The 21,594-nt window shown below is 69.6% G+C and carries 20 protein-coding genes; 11 read left to right on the top strand and 9 right to left on the bottom strand.

What is annotated here, in order from left to right; translation table 11 throughout:
- Positions 1 to 35 precede the first annotated feature (35 nt).
- Positions 36 to 2,975: a helix-turn-helix transcriptional regulator gene (locus E0H92_RS06560; protein WP_238153089.1), complete on the top strand. Its 2,940-nt coding sequence runs from the start codon at positions 36 to 38 to the stop codon at positions 2,973 to 2,975.
- A 56-nt stretch (positions 2,976 to 3,031) separates the two neighbouring features.
- On the opposite strand, the gene E0H92_RS06555 is transcribed toward E0H92_RS06560, so the two are convergent.
- The 4 genes from E0H92_RS06555 to E0H92_RS06540 form a co-directional block, all read right to left on the bottom strand.
- On the bottom strand, positions 3,032 to 3,247 hold the full coding sequence (locus E0H92_RS06555; RefSeq protein WP_131465418.1) for a hypothetical protein: 216 nt from the start codon (positions 3,245 to 3,247) through the stop codon (positions 3,032 to 3,034).
- Positions 3,248 to 3,416: 169 nt separating this feature from the next.
- A complete protein-coding gene (locus E0H92_RS06550; protein WP_131495680.1) occupies positions 3,417 to 4,763 on the bottom strand; it encodes a serine hydrolase domain-containing protein in 1,347 nt (448 codons plus the stop codon).
- A gap of 9 nt (positions 4,764 to 4,772) precedes the next feature.
- Positions 4,773 to 5,129, bottom strand: a complete 357-nt coding sequence (locus tag E0H92_RS06545; protein WP_131465414.1) for an NADH-quinone oxidoreductase subunit A — start codon at positions 5,127 to 5,129, stop codon at positions 4,773 to 4,775.
- 10 nt (positions 5,130 to 5,139) lie between these two features.
- Positions 5,140 to 5,895, bottom strand: a complete 756-nt coding sequence (locus tag E0H92_RS06540; RefSeq protein ID WP_131495679.1) for a hypothetical protein — start codon at positions 5,893 to 5,895, stop codon at positions 5,140 to 5,142.
- 258 nt (positions 5,896 to 6,153) lie between these two features.
- Here E0H92_RS06540 and E0H92_RS06535 point away from each other — a divergent pair, with 258 nt between their 5' ends.
- Complete coding sequence (locus E0H92_RS06535) at positions 6,154 to 8,118, top strand: 2-oxoacid:acceptor oxidoreductase subunit alpha (RefSeq protein ID WP_238153086.1); 1,965 nt, start codon at positions 6,154 to 6,156, stop codon at positions 8,116 to 8,118.
- Positions 8,115 to 9,194 (top strand): 2-oxoacid:ferredoxin oxidoreductase subunit beta, encoded by a 1,080-nt coding sequence (locus tag E0H92_RS06530; protein ID WP_202873527.1) that lies wholly within the window; start codon positions 8,115 to 8,117, stop codon positions 9,192 to 9,194. The genes E0H92_RS06535 and E0H92_RS06530 overlap by 4 nt, the downstream gene beginning before the upstream one ends.
- On the opposite strand, the gene E0H92_RS06525 is transcribed toward E0H92_RS06530, so the two are convergent.
- The 3 genes from E0H92_RS06525 to E0H92_RS06520 form a co-directional block, all read right to left on the bottom strand.
- Positions 9,191 to 9,835 carry an HAD family hydrolase gene (locus E0H92_RS06525; protein WP_131495678.1) on the bottom strand — a complete coding sequence of 215 codons (645 nt, stop codon included), beginning with the start codon at positions 9,833 to 9,835 and terminating at the stop codon, positions 9,191 to 9,193. The two genes, E0H92_RS06530 and E0H92_RS06525, sit on opposite strands and share 4 nt — an antisense overlap.
- Positions 9,832 to 9,984: a hypothetical protein gene (locus tag E0H92_RS44040; protein ID WP_165549707.1), complete on the bottom strand. Its 153-nt coding sequence runs from the start codon at positions 9,982 to 9,984 to the stop codon at positions 9,832 to 9,834. The genes E0H92_RS06525 and E0H92_RS44040 overlap by 4 nt, the downstream gene beginning before the upstream one ends.
- 143 nt (positions 9,985 to 10,127) lie before the next feature.
- Positions 10,128 to 11,279 (bottom strand): alpha-hydroxy-acid oxidizing protein, encoded by a 1,152-nt coding sequence (locus E0H92_RS06520; protein WP_131495677.1) that lies wholly within the window; start codon positions 11,277 to 11,279, stop codon positions 10,128 to 10,130.
- Positions 11,280 to 11,373: 94 nt separating this feature from the next.
- Here E0H92_RS06520 and E0H92_RS06515 point away from each other — a divergent pair, with 94 nt between their 5' ends.
- Genes E0H92_RS06515 through E0H92_RS06500 form a run of 4 tightly spaced genes read left to right on the top strand, consistent with a single transcriptional unit; the run spans position 11,374 to position 15,383 of the window.
- Positions 11,374 to 12,360 (top strand): hypothetical protein, encoded by a 987-nt coding sequence (locus E0H92_RS06515; RefSeq protein WP_131495676.1) that lies wholly within the window; start codon positions 11,374 to 11,376, stop codon positions 12,358 to 12,360.
- Complete coding sequence (locus E0H92_RS06510; RefSeq protein ID WP_238153084.1) at positions 12,338 to 13,546, top strand: MFS transporter; 1,209 nt, start codon at positions 12,338 to 12,340, stop codon at positions 13,544 to 13,546. The genes E0H92_RS06515 and E0H92_RS06510 overlap by 23 nt, the downstream gene beginning before the upstream one ends.
- 35 nt (positions 13,547 to 13,581) lie before the next feature.
- Complete coding sequence (locus E0H92_RS06505) at positions 13,582 to 14,829, top strand: DUF445 domain-containing protein (protein WP_131495675.1); 1,248 nt, start codon at positions 13,582 to 13,584, stop codon at positions 14,827 to 14,829.
- Positions 14,826 to 15,383: a ribonuclease FAU-1 family protein gene (locus E0H92_RS06500; RefSeq protein ID WP_131495674.1), complete on the top strand. Its 558-nt coding sequence runs from the start codon at positions 14,826 to 14,828 to the stop codon at positions 15,381 to 15,383. The genes E0H92_RS06505 and E0H92_RS06500 overlap by 4 nt, the downstream gene beginning before the upstream one ends.
- On the opposite strand, the gene E0H92_RS06495 is transcribed toward E0H92_RS06500, so the two are convergent.
- Positions 15,380 to 16,126 carry a D-Ala-D-Ala carboxypeptidase family metallohydrolase gene (locus E0H92_RS06495; RefSeq protein ID WP_131495673.1) on the bottom strand — a complete coding sequence of 249 codons (747 nt, stop codon included), beginning with the start codon at positions 16,124 to 16,126 and terminating at the stop codon, positions 15,380 to 15,382. The two genes, E0H92_RS06500 and E0H92_RS06495, sit on opposite strands and share 4 nt — an antisense overlap.
- A gap of 138 nt (positions 16,127 to 16,264) precedes the next feature.
- Here E0H92_RS06495 and E0H92_RS06490 point away from each other — a divergent pair, with 138 nt between their 5' ends.
- From E0H92_RS06490 to E0H92_RS06475, 4 genes are all read left to right on the top strand, one after another.
- Complete coding sequence (locus E0H92_RS06490) at positions 16,265 to 16,915, top strand: hypothetical protein (protein ID WP_131495672.1); 651 nt, start codon at positions 16,265 to 16,267, stop codon at positions 16,913 to 16,915.
- A gap of 4 nt (positions 16,916 to 16,919) precedes the next feature.
- Positions 16,920 to 18,758 (top strand): HAD-IB family phosphatase, encoded by a 1,839-nt coding sequence (locus E0H92_RS06485; RefSeq protein ID WP_131495671.1) that lies wholly within the window; start codon positions 16,920 to 16,922, stop codon positions 18,756 to 18,758.
- A 76-nt stretch (positions 18,759 to 18,834) separates the two neighbouring features.
- Positions 18,835 to 19,383: a SigE family RNA polymerase sigma factor gene (locus tag E0H92_RS06480; protein ID WP_337590461.1), complete on the top strand. Its 549-nt coding sequence runs from the start codon at positions 18,835 to 18,837 to the stop codon at positions 19,381 to 19,383.
- Entirely contained in the window at positions 19,380 to 20,813 is a 1,434-nt protein-coding gene (locus tag E0H92_RS06475; RefSeq protein ID WP_165549706.1) for a hypothetical protein, read from the top strand. Before E0H92_RS06480 ends, E0H92_RS06475 begins: the two co-directional genes overlap by 4 nt.
- 3 nt (positions 20,814 to 20,816) lie before the next feature.
- Here the strand turns inward: E0H92_RS06475 and E0H92_RS06470 are convergent, their stop codons facing one another.
- Complete coding sequence (locus E0H92_RS06470; protein WP_131495669.1) at positions 20,817 to 21,569, bottom strand: sugar phosphate isomerase/epimerase family protein; 753 nt, start codon at positions 21,567 to 21,569, stop codon at positions 20,817 to 20,819.
- Between the last annotated feature and the right edge of the window lie 25 nt (positions 21,570 to 21,594).

The following is a 21,594-nucleotide window of genomic DNA, read 5'->3' as shown; positions in this document are numbered from 1 at the left end:
CCGGGAAGGCTCAGCGGACGGGATACCGTCGATTTGTGTCGGCACCAGGGGCGAAGATGGACGACGTGCCCTGGAACTCGACACCTCTCGTCGGCCGCTCATCCGAGATGGCCACTCTGCTCAGCGCCGTGGACGACGCCAAGACGCGTCGCGCCGGCGCCGTGCTGCTGTCCGGTGACGCCGGCGTCGGCAAGACCCGGTTACTGGACGAGGTGGCGACCGGGGCGCACGAGCGCGGGTTCGGGGTCCTGGTCGGGCACTGCACCGACTTCGGCGACGCCGGCCTGCCGTACCAGCCGTTCTCGGAGATCTTCGGCCGGCTGGCCGGCGACCGCCCCGACCTGGTCGAGGGCGTGCTGACGAACTTCCCGGCGATCGGCCGGCTGCTGCCGGCGCACCGCCTGCTGAGCGCCCAGCCGGCGCCGCAGGAGGGTCAGCTCGACCGGGCCGCCCTGTTCGACGCCGTCCTCGGCGCGTTCACCGCCCTCGCCACGAGCGAGCCGCAGCTGGTGATCATCGAGGACGCCCACTGGGCCGACGACTCGACCCGGGACCTGATCGGTTTCCTGATCACCCGGCTGACGTCGCAACGCCTGGCCCTCGTGGTGTCGTACCGCAGCGACGACCTGCACCGCCGGCACCCGCTGCGCCGCCCGATCGCCGAGTGGTCCCGCAATCCCCGGGTCCGTCGCGTCAATCTGCTCCCCCACGACGCCGACGAGGCCCGCACCCTGCTGCACCTGTTGCTCACGGACCCGCTCTCCCCCGCCGAGGAGCGCCGCATCCTCGAGCGGGCGGGCGGCAACGCGTTCTTCACCGAGGAGCTCGCGGCCGCGGCCTCGATGGGTGACGGCGACGCCGTGCCGCCTGATCTCGCCGACCTGCTGCTGGTCCGCCTCGACCCGCTGTCGGACGAGGCCCGCCAGGTCGCCCGGGTGATCGCGGTCGCCGGCCGTCGCGTTCCGCACGACCTGCTGACCGCAGTCGCCAAGCTGCCGGACCGCGAGCTCGACGATGCTCTGCGCGAGCTCATCGACGCCCACATCATCGACGTACCGACCAGCGACCGGTACTACTTCCGTCACGCGCTGCTGGCCGAGGCCGTGTACGACGATCTGCTCCCGGGCGAGCGGGTCCGCCAGCACGCGGCGTACGTGCAGGAGTTGGAGAGTCAGACCGTCGCGGGCACCGCAGCCGAGCTGGCCGGGCACGCCACCCGGTCCCACGACCTGGCGACCGCGTTCGAGGCCCGAGTCAGGGCCGGTCAGGAGGCGCTCTCGGTCGCCGCGCCGCAGGAGGCGCTGAAGCACTACGAGATGGCCCTGGAGCTGTTCCCGAACGCCGCTCCGACGAGCACGGTCGACAAGACCTGGCTGATCGTCGACACGGCGATGGCGGCCACCCTGTCCTCACAGCACCTGCGCGCCGTCAAGCTGCTCCGGAAGGCGCTGGCCGACCTGCCGCCCGACGCGCCGAAGCTGCAGCGCGCCGAGCTCCTGCTGCCGCTGGCGGACATCGCGCTGATCATCGACCAGGACAGCGAGGCGAGCGAGGCGATCTCGCAGGCGCTCAAGCTGGTCCAGGACGAGCCGGCGAGTGTGTTCAAGGCGCAGGTCGCGTCGCTGTACGCCCGCGTGTCCGACGCGCTCGGCCGTCCGATGGACGCAGAGCGCTGGGCCCACAAGGCGCTCGAGATCGCCCGCGAGGCCGGTCAGGAGTCCGCGGCCAGCGACGCCGGGATCACGTTGGCCCAGCTGCGTCGCCGGGCCGGCGATCCGGAGACCGCCGCGAAGCAGCTCGAGGAGGCCGCCGTACGGGCGCAGCTCACCGGCGACTCTCCCGCCGAGGTGCGGAGCCGGTTCCTGCTCGGGTCGACGCACTACGAGCAGGGCGACCTGCTGAACGCGAAGGCCGCGCTGTCGTTCGCGGCGAAGCGGGCCGGTGAGCTCGGGCGGCAGTGGGCGGCGTACGGGTTCGACGCGCGCCGGATGCTGGCGCTGACCCAGTTCATGCTCGGCGAATGGGACGACGCGGCGGCGACCGCCCGGACCGACGCGATGACGCCGGCGGCGGCCGCGGCGGCGTTGCGGGCAGTGGACTTCTCGGTCCGCAGCGGGCGAGGTGACACAGCGGTCGCGGAGGAGTTCGAGCTGTCCCGGAAGTGGTGGGACCTCGACGTGATGCTGCCGATCATCGGGTTGCAGCCGGCCGTCGACGCGTACCGGATGCTCGACAAGCCGGCTGAGGCGGAGAAGCTGATCACGGACGTGTCCACGCTGTGCGCCGACGTGTTCCAGACCGAATGGTTCTACGCGCGGATCCGGTTCTCGGCCCTCGGGCTGCAACTGCTGTGCCACCGCGCCGTCAGCGAGCCGTCGGCCGCGGCCGAGCTGGTCGCGCGCGGCGCGGAGCTGCTCAACCTCGGGCAGGCGACCGCAGAGAAGGGACTGCCGCCGGGGCGCCTGATGGGTGTCGAGGGTCTGGCCTGGATCGCGCGGCTGGAGTCGGAGTGGGACCGGCTGCGGTGGCTGGCCGGGATCGACGCGCCGACACCGGAGGAGCATGTCGCCGCGTGGCAGCGGACGACGGACGCGTTCGGCTACGGGTACGTCTACGAGCAGGCCTGGTCGCGGATCCGCCTGTCGGCCGCGCTCCGTGCTGCGGGACGGGTCGCCGAGGCGAACGAGCAGACCGCGCTGGCGGCCGATGTCGGCCGGGAGCTGAACGCGCGGCCGCTGCTGGAGGAGGCCGGCGGGGTCGACAACGGCGGCGCCAGTGCGTTGACGTCGCGAGAGACCGAAGTACTGCGGTTGCTGGCGGAGGGACGGACCAACCGGCAGCTCGCGCGGGAGCTGTACATCAGCGAGAAGACCGTCAGCGTGCACGTGTCGAACATCCTCGCGAAGCTCGGCGTCCGCTCCCGCACGGAAGCGGCCGCAGTAGCTCGCCGCGACGGACTCCTCGACGGGGACTGATCGACGAGGACCGATCGACGAGGACCGAGCCGCTAGCCTCGACGAGGACCGAGCCGCTAGCCGTGCTTGCGGTGCCGGGCGTCGGCTTCGGTCTGCAGATGCCGGGCCCGGGCGCGGGCCAGGTCGTCACCCACTGGAGCCGCATCGGTAGTGGGGCGGTCGAGTTCGGTGATGTCGTCGAAGACCTTGCGGGCGTGCCGCATTCGCGCTGCGGCCAGTAACACGAGCCCGGCCGCAGTGAGGGCAATCACTACCCACAGTTGCCACGACATAGCCTCACCACCAGGATTCGCCCCGTTCCCCCGAGTAATCACCATAGCCCCGATAGCATCGCTTGGCGATCAGATGTACGCATTCCGTCATCGGAGCGCTTGAAACTGACGTTTTGTTGCCCTTCGCAAACACATACGGTGATCGGGCAACGAGGAAGAGTGACTACCTTCAGTGACTGCGCGGCGTCAGCCGGCCGCCGCGGAACAGGTACGCCGCGCGCCCGTCGACCGCCCCGTGGAACGCGAGCACCTCGTGCGTGCCCTGCTCCGCCTCCGCCGCGATCAACCGGGTGTCGTCGAGCGCCACGAGCCTGGTCCGGCGCGGCTCCGGGTAGATCAGCCGCCCCTCGTCACTGACCGCGTCGTCGAGCACCCAGAACTCGCCGTCCTGGACGCTGATCGTGGCCTCCACCAGTACGCCGGTAAATCGACCGGTCACCAGCTCCGCCGAGATCTCCACCGGCTGCTCAGGCGGCACCGGGCGGGTCGGCAACTCGACGCCGGCGGTCTCGCGGAGGATGTGCCCGACCAGTTCGTCGTACAGGGCTCCGGCGCTGCCGCCGTTGGTGAGGAGCACGACCGCGACGCCCTTGTCCGGCACCAGCCGGAAGAACGCCGCCTGGCCGACGGTCCCGCCGTCGTGGCCGTAGAGCCGGCCGCCCTCGACGTCGAAGATCATCCAGCCGAGTCCCCAGTGCTGCGCGAACCCGCCGATCGCCGGTACGTCGACCTGCGGCTCCCACAGCCGATCGATCGTGTCCCGGTCGAGCAGCGTCGCGTCCAGGTACGCCCGGCCGAACGCCAGGAGATCGGCCGCGCTCATCGCGAGCAGCGACCCGGCCGGGGCCATCGCATGCACCAGGCTCCACACCGGCGCGGTCCGCAACGGAGCACCCGGCTTCGGCGCCACATGCCCGAGCGCGGCGCGGTACAGGAGAGCCTCGTCCGCGATCGTCGCGACATGCTTCAGCCCGAGCGGTACGGCGATGCGCTCGCGGACGAGCTCGTGGAACGGCTTCCCGAACAGCACCTCGGCGATCCGCCCGAGTACCACGAAGCCGGAGTTGTTGTACGAGAAGCCGGCTCCCGGAGACACCTCCTGCGCGAGCCCGGGCAGCACGTCCCGTACGAACAGCTCGACCGCGTCGTCACCGCGCGAGGTCGGGGTGAAGGCGTCGCCGGAGAAGCCGCTGGAGTGGGTGAGCAGCTGTCGCGGCGTGATCACCGCGGCTGCCGCTTCGTCGGCGAGCTTGAACTCGGGCAGGTAGTCCCGCACCGGCCGGTCCAGGTCGACCTTGCCGTCGGCAACCAGCTGCAGGATCAGCGTGGTCGTCCAGAGCTTGGTGATCGACCCGACCTGGAACACCGAGTCGACGGTGGCCTCGACGCCGGTGTCCAGGTTGAGGATGCCCGCGGCCGCCGTACTCACCTCGCCGTCGGCCAGCACGGCGACCGAAGCCGCCGGTACGCCGTGCTTCGTGATCAGGTCAGCGAGGTTGTCGTCCAGCCAGCTCATCGATCTCCCTCAGGTCCAGCGGAGTACACCCTTGCGGTACGCGTACAGCAGGCCGACCGCGACGAACGCCAGGAAGACGAACATCTCGATCAGGGTCGCGACGCCGAGGGCCGCGAAGATCGTCGCCCACGGGAACAGGTAGATCGCGTCGACCGCGAAGATCACGTAGAGGTACGCGAACAGGTAGTACCTGATGTGGACCTGGGCCCAGCCCTCGCCGACCGGGTCGACGCCCGACTCGTACGTCTTCAGCTTGCCCTCGGTCGGATAGGTGACCGTCAGCGCCTTGTTCAGCGCGAACGCGCCGAGCAGCCCGACGAGGCCGAGCGCGACCACCGCGGCGATGACGCCATAGCTGTCCGACACGGGCAGCAGTCTAGTTCGTGCAGAGCAGCAGCGAGTCGATCGAGACGTACGGGCCGTAGCCGGAGCGGACGTCGGCGACCTGCAACCTCAACCGCGTCACCCCGGAGATGTCGTAGTTGAGCCAGGTCTCGGTCTCCTGCGTCATCCGGACCGAGGTCAGCGCCTTCGTGCCGTTGTGCAGCGACACCCTGACCAGCCCGTCGGTGAGGTTGCCGAGCCAGTTCCGCGAGTACCGGCAGCCGGTCGCGTTGACGTCACCCCAGACGTACCCGCCCTGGTTCGCCAGCAGGTCCGCCTCGGACCGCCGCGGTCCCTCGGCAGGCGGTACGACGGTGAACTGCGGCTGGCCTGCCCCGCCCGCGGCCAGCAGCCCTTTCTTGAACATCCCTCGCCACACGTAGTGCTTGAAGCTGATCATCGGCGAGATGGCGGCGGCGTACGGCGCTTGCGGGCCGATCGCGATCCGGTACGTCCGGACCGACCCGGGCTGCACGGTGGTGATCGTCACGCTGCCGCCCGACGAGTACCCGTGCGCGACCTCCTGCCAGCGCTTCAGCGACGGGATCCACTGGTGCAACGGGATCCTGGTCCCCGTGGCAGGGGCCGGCGAGAGCGTTCCGACGACCGTGATCACGCCCTTGGTGGCGTCCGTCGTACGGATGCTGTAGATCTTCGCGGTCCGCGCCGGAGACGGGACCGCGGAGGCAAGCGGGGCGGCGCAGCACAGCACGAGCAAGGTCAGCAGTCCGGCCAGCGCACGACGCATGAAGAAACTCCTTGAAGTCACAGCTAGTTGTCGCCACCCTGCCGGTTCTGGCTGCGGATCGCAAGCGAGTGTTCGCGGAGGGTGAGGCCCCCTCTACCCGACCGGCTCACCTTGTAACACCGCGTCCCAGGCTGTGGACCACCGGGGCTTCCGCATGATTCCGTACTAAGGGCGAACTAATATTGGGGTTATCGCCCTGACGGGGGGATCGACGTGTCGCTCACAAGGCGGCGGGCCGACCCAAGCTTCGACTTGGAGATGAACAGAACAGTGACCATCGAGGTCAAGCAGCTCGACCGCGTGGTGATCCGCTTCGCCGGCGACTCCGGTGACGGGATGCAACTCACGGGGGACAGGTTCACGGCGGAAACGGCGTCGTTCGGCAACGATCTGTCGACACTGCCCAACTTCCCAGCCGAGATCCGGGCACCAGCCGGAACCCTGCCGGGAGTGTCGTCCTTCCAGCTCCACTTCGCCGACCACGACATCCTCACGCCGGGTGATGCGCCCGATGTGCTGATCGCCATGAATCCCGCGGCGCTGAAGGCGAACCTCAAGGACGTGCCGCGCGGCCGGACCCTGATCGTCGACACCGCGGACTTCACCGCGCGCAACCTGAAGCGGATCGGGTACGACGAGAACCCGCTGGAGACCGGCGAGCTCGACGGCTACCACGTGGTCCCGCTGAACCTGACCGGCATGACGGTCGAGTCGGTCAAGGAATTCGGGCTGTCCCGCAAGGACGCGTCCCGGGCGAAGAACATGTACGCGCTCGGTCTGGTGTCCTGGCTGTTCCAGCGGCCGGTCGAGTCGACGATCACGTTCCTGCAGACCAAGTTCGCGTCGAAGCCGGACATCCGGGACGCGAACATCGCGGCCTTCCGCGCGGGCTACAACTTCGGTGAGACCGCCGAGGAGTTCTCGGTCCGGTACGAGGTGAAGCCGGCCAGCATGGCCGCCGGCACCTACCGGAACATCTCCGGCAACCTCGCGCTGGCGTACGGCCTGGTGGCGGGCGCCCAGCGGGCCGGCTTGCCGATGGTCCTCGGTGCGTACCCGATCACCCCGGCGTCCGACGTACTGCACGAGCTGTCCAAGCTCAAGCGGTTCAACGTCACCACGATCCAGGCCGAGGACGAGATCGCCGGTGTCGGCGCCGCCCTGGGCGCGTCGTTCGGCGGTGCGCTCGGCGTCACCACGTCGTCCGGTCCCGGGATCAGCCTGAAGTCCGAGACGATCGGTCTCGGCGTGATGCTCGAGCTGCCGCTGGTGGTCTGCGACATCCAGCGCGCCGGTCCGTCGACGGGGATGCCGACCAAGACCGAGCAGGCCGACCTGCTGCAGGTGATGTTCGGCCGCAACGGCGAGGCGCCGCTGCCGGTGCTCGCCGCCCAGTCCCCCGCGGACTGCTTCGCGATCGCGGTCGAGGCCGCCCGGATCGCGATCACCTACCGCACACCGGTGATCGTGCTGTCCGACGGCTACCTGGCGAACGGTTCCGAGCCGTGGAAGATCCCGGTCATCGAGGACCTGCCGACGATCGACCCGAACTTCACCACCGCGCCGAACGCGCCCGACGGCAAGTACCTGCCGTACGAGCGCGACCCGGAGACCCTCGCCCGGGCCTGGGCGATTCCGGGGACGGCGGGCCTGGACCACCGGATCGGCGGTCTGGAGAAGGAGGACAAGACCGGGAACATCTCCTACGACCCGGCCAACCACGACCTGATGATCCGCACCCGCCAGGCGAAGGTCGACGGGATCGACGTCCCGGCCGTGGAGGTCGACGACCCGGACGGTACGGCGAAGGTCCTGGTGCTCGGGTGGGGTTCGACGTACGGCCCGATCGGCGCGGCTGTCCGCCGGGTCCGCAAGGTCGGCGGCAAGATCGCGCAGGCGCACCTGCGGCACCTGAACCCGTTCCCGGCCAACCTCGGCGACGTGCTGAAGTCGTACGACAAGGTGCTGGTCCCGGAGATGAACCTCGGCCAGCTGGCGATGCTGCTGCGCGCCAAGTACCTGGTCGACGTGGTCTCGTACGCCCAGGTCCGCGGTATGCCGCTCGGCGCCGCGGAGCTCGCCGAGGTGATCGGCAACCTGGTCGAGGAGACCGAAGGCATCGACGACGACGCCCGCCATCTGGGGGCGGCAGCGGCCGCCGTCAAGCACGGCGAGGCACTCGCCGATCAGAACGGACATCTCAAGACGGAGGGTGCACGATGAGCGCCGTCGAGCTCGGCATGCCGAGTCTGCCGCACGGTCTGCAGGGCGTCCCGGCCGCGACCGAGCCGCAGAACCGCAAGGAGTACGTGTCGGACCAGGAGGTGCGCTGGTGCCCCGGGTGCGGTGACTACGCCGTACTCGCGGCCTTCCAGGGCTTCCTGCCCGAGCTGGGGATCAAGCGCGAGAACGTCGCGATGGTCTCCGGGATCGGCTGCTCGTCACGCTTCCCGTACTACCTGTCGACGTACGGCATGCACTCGATCCACGGCCGCGCGCCGGCGATCGCGACCGGGCTGGCGACGGCCCGGCCGGACCTGAGCGTGTGGGTGGTGACCGGTGACGGCGACGCGCTGTCGATCGGCGGAAACCACCTGATCCACACTCTGCGGCGGAACGTGAACCTGAAGATCCTGCTGTTCAACAACCGGATCTACGGCCTCACCAAGGGGCAGTACTCGCCGACGTCGGAGCCGGGCAAGGTGACGAAGTCGACGCCGATGGGCTCGGTGGACAACCCGTTCAACCCGGTCTCGCTGGCGCTCGGCGCGGAGGCGACGTTCGTGGCGCGGACGGTCGACTCCGACCGCAAGCACCTCACCTCGGTGCTGCGGGCCGCGGCCGAGCACCGCGGTACGGCGTTCGTGGAGATCTACCAGAACTGCCCGATCTTCAACGACAACGCGTTCGAGGCGTTCAAGGACCCGGAGACCCGGGACGACGCGATCATCCCGCTGGTGCACGGCGAGCCGATCCGGTTCGGCACCGACGGGCATCTCGGCGTGGTCCGCGACGGCTTCGCGTCGCTGGCGGTCCGCGAGGTCGCGGACCTGCCCGGTGGCGAGTCCGACCTGGTCGTCCACGACGCGCACACCGAGGACCCGGCGTACGCGTTCGCCCTGTCCCGGCTGACCGACGGCGGTGTCCTGCACCAGGCCCCGATCGGCGTCTTCCGCTCCGTCGACCGCCCGGCGTACGACGACCTGGTCCGCCAGCAGATCACCACCGCCCAAGAAGCCCAGGGCACCGGCGACCTGCAGTCCCTGGTCACCGGCGCAGACACCTGGACCGTGAACTAGAGCAGCTCCAGCAAGCCCTGCCCGGCCGCGCGATCCAGATGACGCGCGGTCAGGCCAACTGCTTGTGCCGCTACGACATCCAGTTCCAGGTTGTCGCCGATCATCATCGTCTCGCTCGGCTCGACGCCCAGGGCTTCGCAGACACGCTGGTAGGCGCGCGGGTCGGGCTTGCTGACACCGAGGGCTTCCGAGGTGCAGACCACGTCGATCAGGTCGGCGAGCCCGATCGCCCGCAGTTTCGCGTTCTGCTGCTTGGTACTTCCGTTCGTGAGTACGCCGATCCGCCAGCCGTTGCTGCGGGCAACTTCCAGCGCGGGCCGCGCGTCCGGGTACGCGATCCAGTTGTTCGTGTACTGCGTGAGGTACCCCGTGAACACCTCGTCGAGCTCGGCGTCGGTCGCCGGAACCGGCAGACCGAGCACCGGAAGAAACGCCCGCAGCCTCCCCCGCCGCTGCCCCTGATGCGTGATCTCCCCCGCCAGAAACCGGCCGAACTGATCCTCCTCGATCACGAACCACTCGGCGACCAGCTCGTCAGTCGGCGTGATTCCAAGCTCCGCCACCCAACTCCGAAGCCCCGCCACAGCACACCCGGTGTGATCGAACAACGTGTTGTCCAGATCGAACACAACCGCCTTCACAGCCCAACGTCCTTGTTGCTTGGCTCCCACGGGTCAGCCAGGTTCTGGTCAATCAGCTGCCGGTCGGACTGCCAACGCTCATCGGTACGCCGACGCAAAACGTCGGCGATCTCGTCGCTGCTGTTGGCGTCGTGATCCTTGTCAGCCACCAGTCCTCCTCCGCCTGCCAATGTCCGCCGCTGTCCATTTGTGCAGGTCGACAGTACATATACGTCCACTGTCAGGCGAGTCGTCCTGCCACCCGGTGCGCGGTCGCGGGTAGTAGACATATACGTACTGTCGACCTGCAGCTTTACGCGCGGACTACCGAGTCGCGGTTCAGTTCTCGGTGGTTGGCGTAGCCGGAGAGGGCGAGGGTTAGGTCCAGTTCGGCCAGGAAGCAGCGGAGGACGTGTTCGACGCCGGCTTGGCCGGCGAGGGCCAGGCCGTAGAGGAGGGGGCGGCCGAGGAGGATCGCCTTCGCGCCCAGGGCGAGGGCCTTGGCCGCGTCGGCGCCGGTGCGTACGCCGGAGTCGAACAGGACCGTGAGCTGCTCGCCGACCGCGTCCGCGATGGCCGGCAATGCGTCCAGTGACGCGATCGCGCCGTCGACCTGGCGGCCGCCGTGGTTCGAGACGACGAGACCGTCCACGCCGTGCTCGGCCGCGAGTTTGGCGTCCTCGACGTGGGTGATGCCCTTGAGCACGATCGGGCCCTCCCAGTTGTCGCGCAGGAACGACAGGTCGTCCCAGGACAGGCCGACGTTCGGGAACATCTGCGCCCACTGCATCACCGCCGCGCCAGGATCCTCCTCGACCGGCTTGGCGAGCTTCGCCCGGAACGCCGGGTCGCTGAAGTAGTTCGCCAGCCCCTCGCCCTTCAGGAACGGCAGGAACCCGCGGTCCAGGTCGGCCGGCCGCCAGCCGATCGTCCCGGTGTCGAGGGTGACGACGAGTACCGCGTACCCCGCGGCCTTCGCGCGCTGCAGAAAGCTCAGGCAGACGTCGCGATCGGTCGGGTAGTACAGCTGGAACCACTTGCTGGCCGCCTCGATCTGCTCGATCGCGTGGCTGGCCTGGGTCGAGTGCGTGTACGTCAGACCGAGGGTGTCCGCGGCGCGCGCGGTCGCCAGTTCGCCGTCCGGGTGCGCGAGGGTCTGTACGCCGATCGGCGCGACCAGGACCGGCGCCGGCATCGCCGTACCGAGGATCGTGCAGGACAGATCGCGTTCGGTACTGCCGCGGAGCATCCGCGGCACCAGGCGCCAACGGTCGAACGCGGCCCGGTTGGCCCGGGCGGTCGAGCCTTCGCCGGCGCTCGGCACGACGTACCCCATCGCCTCGGCCGGCAGCTTCTCGGCCGCCTGCGCCTCCAGCCGCGCCAGGTCGGTCGTGATCTCCGGCGTCACTCCCTGCAGCATCCCCTGCAGGTAGATCTGCAACTGGTAGTCCCCGAAGTTGGCCATGCCGGATGCTCCCACAACGCCATGACATCCGTCAGCACAGGATCCGGACGGATCGCATCCGTCCGGCCGCGCGCCGGCCACGAGAGTGAGGGGTATGACGACGACCGCCCCAAGGCAGAGCAGCGTGAAGCGCGGCCTGCCGGCTCTCGGACTGTTCTTCCTCGCTCCGCTGGTCGCGGAGTTCCTGCTCGGGAACATCCCGCTCACCGGCCTCTTCGCGCTCTTCGGCCTGGCTCCGCTGTACGGCGGCGGCGCGGTCCTGATCCGCGAACTGGTCCGCCGCCGCGGCTGGGGATACCCGAGCGTGCTGATCCTCGCGCTCGCCTACGGCGTACTGGAGGAAGGCATCACCACGCAGTCGCTGTTCAACCCGAACTACGTCGATCAGCGGCTGCTCGATCCCGGACATATCGGGTTCCTCGGGATGGGTGCGCCGTGGACGTTGTTCGTCCTCGGCCTGCACACGGTCGGGAGTATCACGGTGCCGATCGTCCTCACCGAGTCGATCTCGCGGCGGCCCCGCGAACCCTGGCTGGGCAAGATCGGCGTGAGTGTGTACGGCGCGCTGTTCGTCGTCGGCGTGCTGGCGACGACGGCGATCCAGCTCAAGAACGACTCGTTCGTGGCGTCGCCGGCGCAGTTCGCGGGCGTGGCGGTGGCGATCGTCGCGCTGGTGATGCTCGCGACGGCGGTCGGTCGCCGGGCGTCTCGCCGTACGGCGGGCGCTGTTCCGTCGGTGTTGATCACGGGAGCAGCCGTCCTGGTCCTCGGCTCCGGGTGGATGCTGGCCGATGACCTGCCGGGCAACGGCTGGCCCACGGCTGCAGTACTGCTCCTCCTCGAACTGGTCACGGCCGCCCTGCTGACGGTCTGGTCCCGGCGGAGCGGGTGGACACAGCGGCACTCGATGGCGGCGGCCGGCGGCGCGCTGCTCACGTACGCGTGGCACGCGTTCCCGGAGACGCCGGTCTTCGATGCGTCGCGGACGGTGGACCTGATCGGGAACACGGTGTTCGCCCTGCTCGCGCTGGTTCTGCTGGTCTTTGCGACAATCAGGTGTGAAAAGTTCAGTCGCCCCTGACGCCGGCACTGCTGGGCGACATGTCAGCCTGGCGTTGTTCGCGCTGGCGACGGGTGGTTTCGCCATCGGGACCACCGAGTTCGTCACGATGGGGCTGCTGCCGCAGATCGCCGACGGGGTGCACATCTCGATCCCGACGGCCGGCCACGTCATCTCGGCGTACGCGCTGGGCGTCGTGGTCGGCGCTCCCGTGATCGCGGCGCTCGGCGCACGGACCGGGCGGAAGCGGCTGCTGCTCGGGCTGATGGCGGTGTTCGTGATCGGCAACGTGCTGTCCGCGGTCGCCTCGAGCTACGAGTTCCTGCTGGTCGCGCGGTTCCTGTCCGGGCTGCCGCACGGTGCGTTCTTCGGGATCGGCGCGGTGGTCGGCGCGTCGATGGTGGCACCGGATCGGCGGGCGCGGGCGGTGTCCATGACGATGGTCGGTCTCCCGGTCGCGAACATCATCGGCGTACCGGCGACGACCCTGCTCGGGCAGCGCCTCGGGTGGCAGGTGCCGTTCCTCGCGGTCGGCGTCCTCGGGTTGCTGACGCTGGTCGCGGTCTGGTTCTGGGTGCCGCCGCAGCCGGTCGGGAGCGACGTCAACGTCCGCAGCGAGCTCAGCGCGCTGGCCCGGCCGCAGGTGTGGATGGCGCTGCTGGTCGGGATGGTCGGGTTCGGCGGGATGTTCGCGACGTACTCGTACATCACACCGACGATGACGGAACTGGCCGGTTTCTCCGAGTCCGCCGTGACGATCGTGCTGGGCGTGTACGGCGTGGGTATGACCGCCGGCACCGTCCTCGGCGGGCGTCTCGCCGACCGGTGGCTGATGGGCAGCGTGTACGGCGGACTCGTCGCGGTCGCCGTCGTGCTGGGAACGTTCGGCTGGCTCGCGCAGACCCGGCCGGGGGCGCTGATCGGTGTGTTCGCGATGGGCTGCTCCGCGAGCATCCTGGTGCCGGCGCTGCAGACCCGCCTGATGGACGTCGCGCACGAGGGGCAGTCGCTGGCGGCGTCCCTGAACCACTCCACGCTCAACATCGCCAACGCGCTCGGCGCCTGGCTCGGCGGCGTCGTACTGGCCGCCGGATACGGCTACGAATGGCCCAGCCGCCTCGGCGCCGCGCTCGCCGTCGCCGGTCTGATCCTGGCCGCGATCTCCGGTCTCATGGAACGACGCGGGTCCACTCAGGTACTTGCCTGAGGGGTTCGTCACCGCGGACTTGGTTAGATCGGGGTATGGCGACCTTGACCTTGGGCGCGGCCGATCTGGTCCGGCGGCGTGGGCTGCGGCAGATGCGGTCGGTGGCGTTGGCGCTGCTGGTGCTGGCCGCGGTGATCTATGTGGTGACGCTGCACCGCACCGGCGGCTGGGGGTACGTGAACGCGGCGGCCGAGGCGGCGATGGTGGGTGCGCTGGCGGACTGGTTCGCGGTGACGGCGCTGTTCCGGCGGCCGCTGGGGCTGCCGATCCCGCACACCGCGATCGTGCCGACCCGCAAGGACAGCCTCGCGGAAAGTCTCGAGCAGTTCGTGACGGAAAATTTCCTGTCCGAGGAAGTCGTTTCGGAAAAGATGCGGACGGCGGAGGTCAGCCGGCGGGCCGGTGAATGGCTGGCCGCCGGCAACCACGCCGAACGGATCGTGGCCGAAGGCGCCCGGACGGTCGGCGCGGCGCTGCCGAAGCTCGGCGACGACGACGTGACCGCGTTCGTCAGCGGGTCGTTGCTGCCGCGGTTCGTCAAGGAGCCGTTGAGCCCGATCGCCGGGCACTTCGTGGAGTCGGTCGTCGACGACGGCGCCCATCACGCGTTGCTCGACCTGCTGCTGGTGGAAGCGCACGACTGGCTGGCCGACAACCGGGACCTGCTCGCGGATGTCGTCGGGCCGCGGGCGCCGCGGTGGTCACCGCAGTGGGTGGACCGGATGGTGATCGACCGGATCCACCGCGAGGCGCTGACGTGGCTGGCCGACGTACGGGACAACCAGACCCACCCGGCGCGGCGGGCGATCGACCGGCTGCTCGGGCAGCTGGCCCACGACCTGCAGCACGACCCGGACACGATGGCGCGGTTCGAGGCGTGGAAGGCGCGGATGCTGACCCATCCGGACATGGGCTCGAGCCTGACCGCGGTCTGGGACGCGATGCGCACCGCCCTGATCGACTCGATCAACGACCCGAACAGCACACTCCGGGCGCGGGCGGTCCGGGCTCTGCAGGAGCTGGGGCAACGACTCCAGGACGACGAGTCGCTGCGCGCGAAAGTCGACACGCGCGCAGCCGAGGCTGTCGGGTACGTGGTCCGCACGTACGGCCAGGAGATCGTCTCGGTCATCTCCGACACCATCGAACGCTGGGACGGCCGCGAAGCCGCGGCCCGCATCGAACTCCACGTAGGCCGCGACCTCCAGTTCATCCGCATCAACGGCACGGTCGTCGGCGCTCTGGTCGGCCTCACCATCCACACCGTGAGCCAACTGCTGTGAACCCGACGTACGTCCGGAAGCGGAAACGTCCGGAGGGGTCCGGGTTGTGGGGCGCCTACCTGATCGGGACTGATGCCTTTGGCACCTGGTTCTACACGCCGGCGCGATCGTTGTATCGGGCGAACAATGGTGAGTTCTGTGAGATGGCTCAGCTCGGGCCGGGTGGACCGGGTGAGCATTGTGTGCAGCTCGCTCCTCGCGACGGGTGGTGGTTCGCGTACTTCCGGGCGAGCGGGCTCATACACGTCGACGTGAGTACGCCGGCCGTGCTCGCCGGGGCGGAGTGGATGTTCGAGGATCTGGAGCTGGATCCCTTCCGGCGGCCGGACGGGACGGTCGGCACCGAAGACTGGGACGAGCTCGCGGAGGCGCATGCGGTGGAGCTGATCAGCGACGTGGAGCGGGACGCGGCCGTGGCCGCCGCTCGTGCTCTGGAGCACGACCTTTCCGCCGGCGTGGAGCCGTTCGGGCGGGTCGGTTGGGATCGGTTGGCCGCGGCGGTAGCACTCGGGCTACCGCCGCTGACCGATTTCGCGGATCGCCCGCTGGACTAGATGCCGCAGTTCGGGGCGTCCCAGTAGTTGGTGGTGCGGATGTCCGCGTGGGTGTGGTCGTTGTGGCCGGGATAGCCGGGGCCGAGGATGCCGCCGAAGCCGTGGTAGCGCGCTTGCTTGGCGAGGGTGCAGAGTGAGTGGACGCCGACCAGGTCCGCGGACCTGCCGTACAGGTGCTGACTGTTGCTGGCGCCGCCGACCTGGCTGTTGCACGAGTAGCTGCGGAAACCGCTGGTGACATTGATGGGCTGGTCACCGAGCGCGTGCCGCAGCGCCTCCAGATGCCACATCGTCTCGAGCGCGTTGGCCTTGGTCGCCGCCTCGGACAGCGGGCCGCCGTCGAACCCTGATCCGCCGCAGCCGTCGTCGAGTTCGGCGTACGTGAAGTGGATCGGCGTGCAGTCGTCGTCCTGGAGCGCATAGATCTTGGTGAACGTGGCCGAACCGGCGACGCCGTCCTGCGACAGCCCGTAGGCCGCCTGGAACCGCTGCACCGCGGCCTTCGTCGCCGGGCCGAACTCACCGTCGATCGCCAGGTGCGCCCCGTATCCGGGATATCCGGAGACCCGGATCTGCAACTGCCGCACGTCCGCACCGGACATGCCCTGACTGAGCTGGCGACCCCACGTGTAACAGCCGTCCGCATGGGCGACGGTCGTGGCGACGACTTGGGACGTGGTGAGTGTTGCCACGAACAACAGCAGTACGGCGACCAGCCGAGGCAACGGTCGGGTGATGGACATCGGACACCTCCGGGGCGGTGAAGGAACCTGTCCCGGCCCAGCATTCCGTCATTTTCCGCCTTTTGGCCAGTGCTTGATGAAACTTTCCGTCACCAGCTGTTCACCTTCCTGAACCTCGGGCCCTGAATGATCGGACCCATGAAAGGCTTCGCACGCCCCCGCGTACTCGACGCGTTCGCGCGGATCTGCGCACTGGCCGACGGCCAGCACGGTCTGGTCGCGATCGCGCAATTGCGGGGCGAGGTGACCGAACAGGTCCTGGCGCAACTGCAGGACGCCGAGATCGTCGAGCCGGTCGTCGACGGCGTACTTCGGGTACGGGCGGGCGCAGGTCATCCGCATCCGACCCTGTACGCGACCTGGCTGCTGGCCGAGGCCGTCCCCGCGTGGGAACGGTCGTTGACCACCCTGGTCGTATCGCACCGATCCGCTGCTCGGCTGTACGGCGCGGGAACCGTCGGCGGCGACGAGATCGAGTTCTCCGGCCGGGCCCGCAACGCACTGCCCGAGGGCGTCGTCGTGCACCCGCGCTCGGTCAAGGAAGACCAGTGCCGCGTGGTCGAGGGCCTCCCGGTCACCGGGCCGGCGCGGACACTGGCCGACCTCGCCGACGGCCAGGGCCTCGATCTGTCCGACCTCGGCCGGCTGGCCCGGTCCTTCATCAGCCAGGGCTGGACGACCGCCGACGAACTCGGCGCCGAACTGACAGAGCAGTTCGCCCACCACGAGCCGGCGTACGACGGTCCCACCTGGCTCGGCTCCGCACTCGACGCCGCCGCGAAGGGGTAACGGCATGCCCGGGTACGAGGGTCACCTGGACCGTGACCAGTTCCGTGGCGCCTTTCCGCGCTGGGCCCGGCTGATCGGGCATCTGCAGCAGATCAGCAGCCCGAGATTCCCGGTCGACCGCGCCAAGCGGCAACTGACCGTCGGTGACTTCCTCTCCCAGCTGAACCAGGACGGTGACGCCTGGAAGAACACCGGCTCCAATCCGCTTCCGGCGTACGCCGAGTCCTGGTCCGGGACCACCGACGGCGAGTCCGGGATCGACCCGGTCTACGCGATGGCGCGCACCGCCAACGACCTCGACGTCTACTACGACCCGAACGAGCAACTGCCGGACGACGAGTACCTGGCCCGCGTCCGTGAAACCGTCCTCGCGGCCGCACCGATGCGGCAGAACCCGCTCGACGGCGGCGAGGGCCTCGGCGGGCTGGTCCGCTACACGACCCGCGACATCGAGGTCGCCGGCCGCGGGCACGTCGTCTTCACCATCGACGTCCAGCCGGTCGACGACAGCCGCGGACCGCTCGGCCTGCGGCGCGATGGCGACGCCTTCACGATCGAGGTCGACGTGAAGATGCCGACCATGATCCAGCGGTCCAGCGAGCCCGAACGGGCCCGGCGGTCGATCGTCGGCGTCCGGCTCCCCGGACTCGAGCCGATCACGCCGCTGCTGCGACCGGTGGCGGACCTCGCGGCGGACAAGATGGCGGCCCTCGCCCTGCAGCCGGGCGTCGGTGACGGCATCGCCGCGCCCCGGTTCAAGGACATCGCCGATCTGTACTACATCGCGCGGACCTGTCCGGTGGACGGCGAGAAACTCCGGAAAGCGCTCGCGGAAAACTGGCACTGGCGCGAGGCCGGCCGCACCGGCCCGCCGCAGCCGTACCGCTTCTACGGGCAGGCACCGGCCCGCGACGACGAGACCGAAATCCTTTGGGACCAGGGTTTCCGACAGCTGCGGGCGCGGATCCCGCAGCTCCAGGACTACCCGGAATTCAAGGAAATGACGGAAACCATCAGCACTTTCCTGGATGGTGCGTCCGATCCGTCGAACGGCGTGTGGGACCCGGCGCGCGGGCAGTGGCTGCCGTCGCTGCGGAACGAGGTCGCCTCGACGATGGACCGTGCGCTGGCTCCGGAAAGCCGGACGACCGACCCGCAGCAGCCGATGGTTCCGATGCAGCGGCATCTGTTCGTGTTCGACGTCGACAAGACCCTGAGCAAGCACGACACCCTGGACACGCTGGCCGAGTTGGCCGGGCGGCTGCCGGAGGTCCAGGCGGTCCACGCCCCGGACTACGAGACGTCGATCCGCGCCAAGATCGCCGTACTGCGTGGTGTCGACGCGTCACTGGTCCGCCAGGTGGCGGAGACCATCGAGCTGAGTGAAGGTGCCGAGCAGCTGATCCGCGAGCTGAAGGCCGCAGGCCATGAGGTCGCGATCGCGAGCGGCGGGTTCGACGCCGTCGTCGGGCCGCTCGCGGAGCGGCTCGGAGTCGAGCGGTACGCGGCCGGGAAGCTCGGGATCGAGAACGGCGTACTGACCGGCGAGGTCAGCGGTCTGATCGACGGTCCCGGGAAGGTCACCGCGATCCGCGGGTGGAACGAGGAACTCGGGATCCCGCGCGAACGCACGGTCGCGGTCGGGGACGGCAGCAACGACGTGGACATGTTCGAGGCGGTCGGGTTCGCCGCCGGCTACCAGCCCGGCACGGCGGCCGCCGCGGCATCCCACACGATCCTCCGCGACATGGGCCAACTGAACCGCGTCGTACACCTGTCACCACCCGACCGCCTCACCACGCCAGCCGCTACCCGCCGCGGCTCCTCCGAGCGCACCACATAACCGCTGACCTCCGCGCACGACATAACCTCCGCACGGCGAGGCAACCTTCTGCGACGGCCAGCCGGTCCAGCAGGATGTGAGCATCGATGACGGCGTCTTGACGACGGGGGTGACCGCGGTGCACGACGGCCCTGATGGCGTGGCGACCTTCGACGGGTTCGTCGCCGCACGGTCGCGGGCCCTGCTGCGGACCGCCTACCTTCTGACCCGCGACCATGCGCTGGCCGAGGACCTGGTCCAGACCGCGCTGGCGAAGGCGTGGTTCCACTGGTCCCGGATCCAGGAGGACAACCCGGAGCCGTACGTCCGGCGGATCCTGGTCACGACGTACTCCTCCTGGTGGCGCCGCCGCTGGAACGGGGAGATCCCGACCGAGGAACTGCCCGAGTCCCCCGTCGCGGACGGCGCCGACGGACTCGACCTCTGGGACGCCATCGGCCGTCTCCCCCGTCGGCAGCGCGCGGTCGTCGTACTGCGTTTCTACGAAGACCTCACCGAGGCGGAGACCGCGCGACTGATGGGCAGCACCGTCGGCACCGTCAAGAGCCAGACCGCCAAGGCTCTCGCCAAGCTCCGCCTCGACCCTTCCCTTGCCACCTCCCCAGCAGATCTGGAGACCCCGTGATGAACCTCCAGGACCTGCGCGACGAGCTCGCGAACCGCGCCGCCGACGCCGACCAGCACACGGGCGACCTGCGACCCGGTGTGCAGCAGAAGATCCGCCGCACCAAGCAGCGCCGTACCTTCACCGTGCTCGGCGCCCTGGCCGTCGTGGCTGCCGTCGCGGCCGGCTTCCTGCCCTCCCTGACCTCGACGCCGCCGCCGGCCGACAACCCGCCCGAGGACTACACCCGGGACGGCCTCACGGTTCCCGGAACGGTCGGCAGCGACAAGTTGCTCAAGGCATGGATCGGCGACCACGGCCAGGGCAACCTGACGTTCGCCTGGACCCCGACGACGAACTCGATCACCTTCCACGGCAACTGCGAGGCCCCCGCGGGCATGTCAGCGATCCGCGTCCGCATCAACGGCTGGTACGTCGGCGACGCGTTCTGCAACACCAGCCCGGGGACGTGGTCAATGGACAGCGGAGTGACACTCGCGCCGGACTCGGCCTTCTGGCTGACCTCCCCGGTCGGCAAGCCGGCCCAGGTCTCCGCCGAGCTGATCGACCTGAACTCGCGGCGGCCGATCGGCAAGGAGGGCCGGCTCTGGTTCGGCATCTACTCCACCCCGTCCGACCCGCCGAGCACCAACGGCGGCCTGGCACGACTCGCCCCGGTCGACGCGGGCGCCTACCAGAAGAATGGCATCGTCTACCGCAAGACGGTCGGCGGCGACACCCTGGCCGCAGCGGCGGTCGCCGACCCCGGACGCCTCGAGGTGCGGTACAGCTTCACTGCGACCGGAGCGAGGTTGGTCCTGCATCCGTTCTGTACGGCGAACGCCGGCTCCGACGGCCAGAACCCGCCGTACACCGTGGAGATGCGTGTCGGCTCGAAGCTGCACACGGCCACCTGCGAGGCGGTTTCAACCGACGCCGTGCTGGGCAGCAGCCTCACGATCGACTCGCCCGTACCGGCGGGGCAGCGCGTCGACGTGGTCGCGAAGGTCATACCGACCAGCCCGAATCTCGTCCTCCCCGAGCTGCCGTCGGACGTCCGGCTGGGTCTGGGCGTCTATTTCCAGGGGAAGCAGCGCGTCATCGACGGGATGGAGCTCCCGGAGCAGACCGAGGTGGCCGGGTACCGCTACCGGCTCGCCGAGGTGAAGACCGCGCCCGGCCCGGACCGAAGCGTCTGGATCGACACTCCGGCGAATCAGCCGTACGTCGTCTCCTACGGAGGATCGCCGCTCGGCACGGGCGGCGGGTTCCGGGCCACCCTCACGCTCGGCAAAACCGAGGCGACCGCCGGTATCGCGTCGGATGAGGGCGGCCCGGGCCTCGCGCGGGAGGCCCACGGCGCCGGCCCCACCGAGCGCGCCACGCTGACGCTCGACGAGGGCAACCCCACCAAGGGAACGCTGATCCTGGCGATCTACCTACCGGACTAGGACCTAGACCCAGCTGTGCAGGTCGGCGGCGTCCTTCGTGAGCTGCTCGGGTGAGTCGTCGGCGACGAACTCCAGGAGGGCATTGATCTCGCGAGGTTCGGCGGCGAGGCGGTCGAGCACCGGCCGCCACAGCGACTCCCGGGCCGCCAGCGGCAGCCGGTTGTTGGACGGCCACCACGAGAACACGTGCACGGTGCTCAGCCACGGCATCAGCGCATCGAGCTGCTGCAGGCACGCCGCGTCGTCGAGATCGACAGGCGGCTGCCAGTACGTCGTGAGGTTCGGCGCGCCGACGTCGAGCAGCAGTGTGATCGTGGAGTCGACCTCGTCGGTGAGCGTGTTGCGGTGGAACTCCATCGCGATCTCGATGCCCGCGCTTGCGGCCATGTCGGCGAGTTCGCCCAGTCCACGGGTGACGGCCATCCGGTCGCCGACGCCCGCGTCCGCCGTACCGACGTTGCCGGCCCAGACCCGGATCCGGCGCGCGCCGAGGGCCTCGGCGGTCGCGATCGCGGAGCGCATCTCCTCGCGGTCCACGCTGCCGGCCCGCAGGTACGAGCCGTACGCCGCGACCTGCAGGCCATGGACCTCGGTCAGGTTCCGCACGCGCTTGGCATTGACCAGGTTGCCGAGCGGGACGTGCACGTCACCGCCCCATTCGATCGCAGCGAGCCCGGCCTTCGCCGCCTCCTCCACCACCTGGTCGACCGGCAACTGCCGGAACGTCACCGAGACCAGACCGGTCCTCACACCCACGCGCGCCTCCTGGTGTTCACCCCTC

Origin of the sequence: Kribbella speibonae (assembly GCF_004331375.1) — a bacterium.
Taxonomy (GTDB): domain Bacteria; phylum Actinomycetota; class Actinomycetes; order Propionibacteriales; family Kribbellaceae; genus Kribbella; species Kribbella sindirgiensis.
This window is presented reverse-complemented; position numbering and strand designations above follow the sequence as displayed.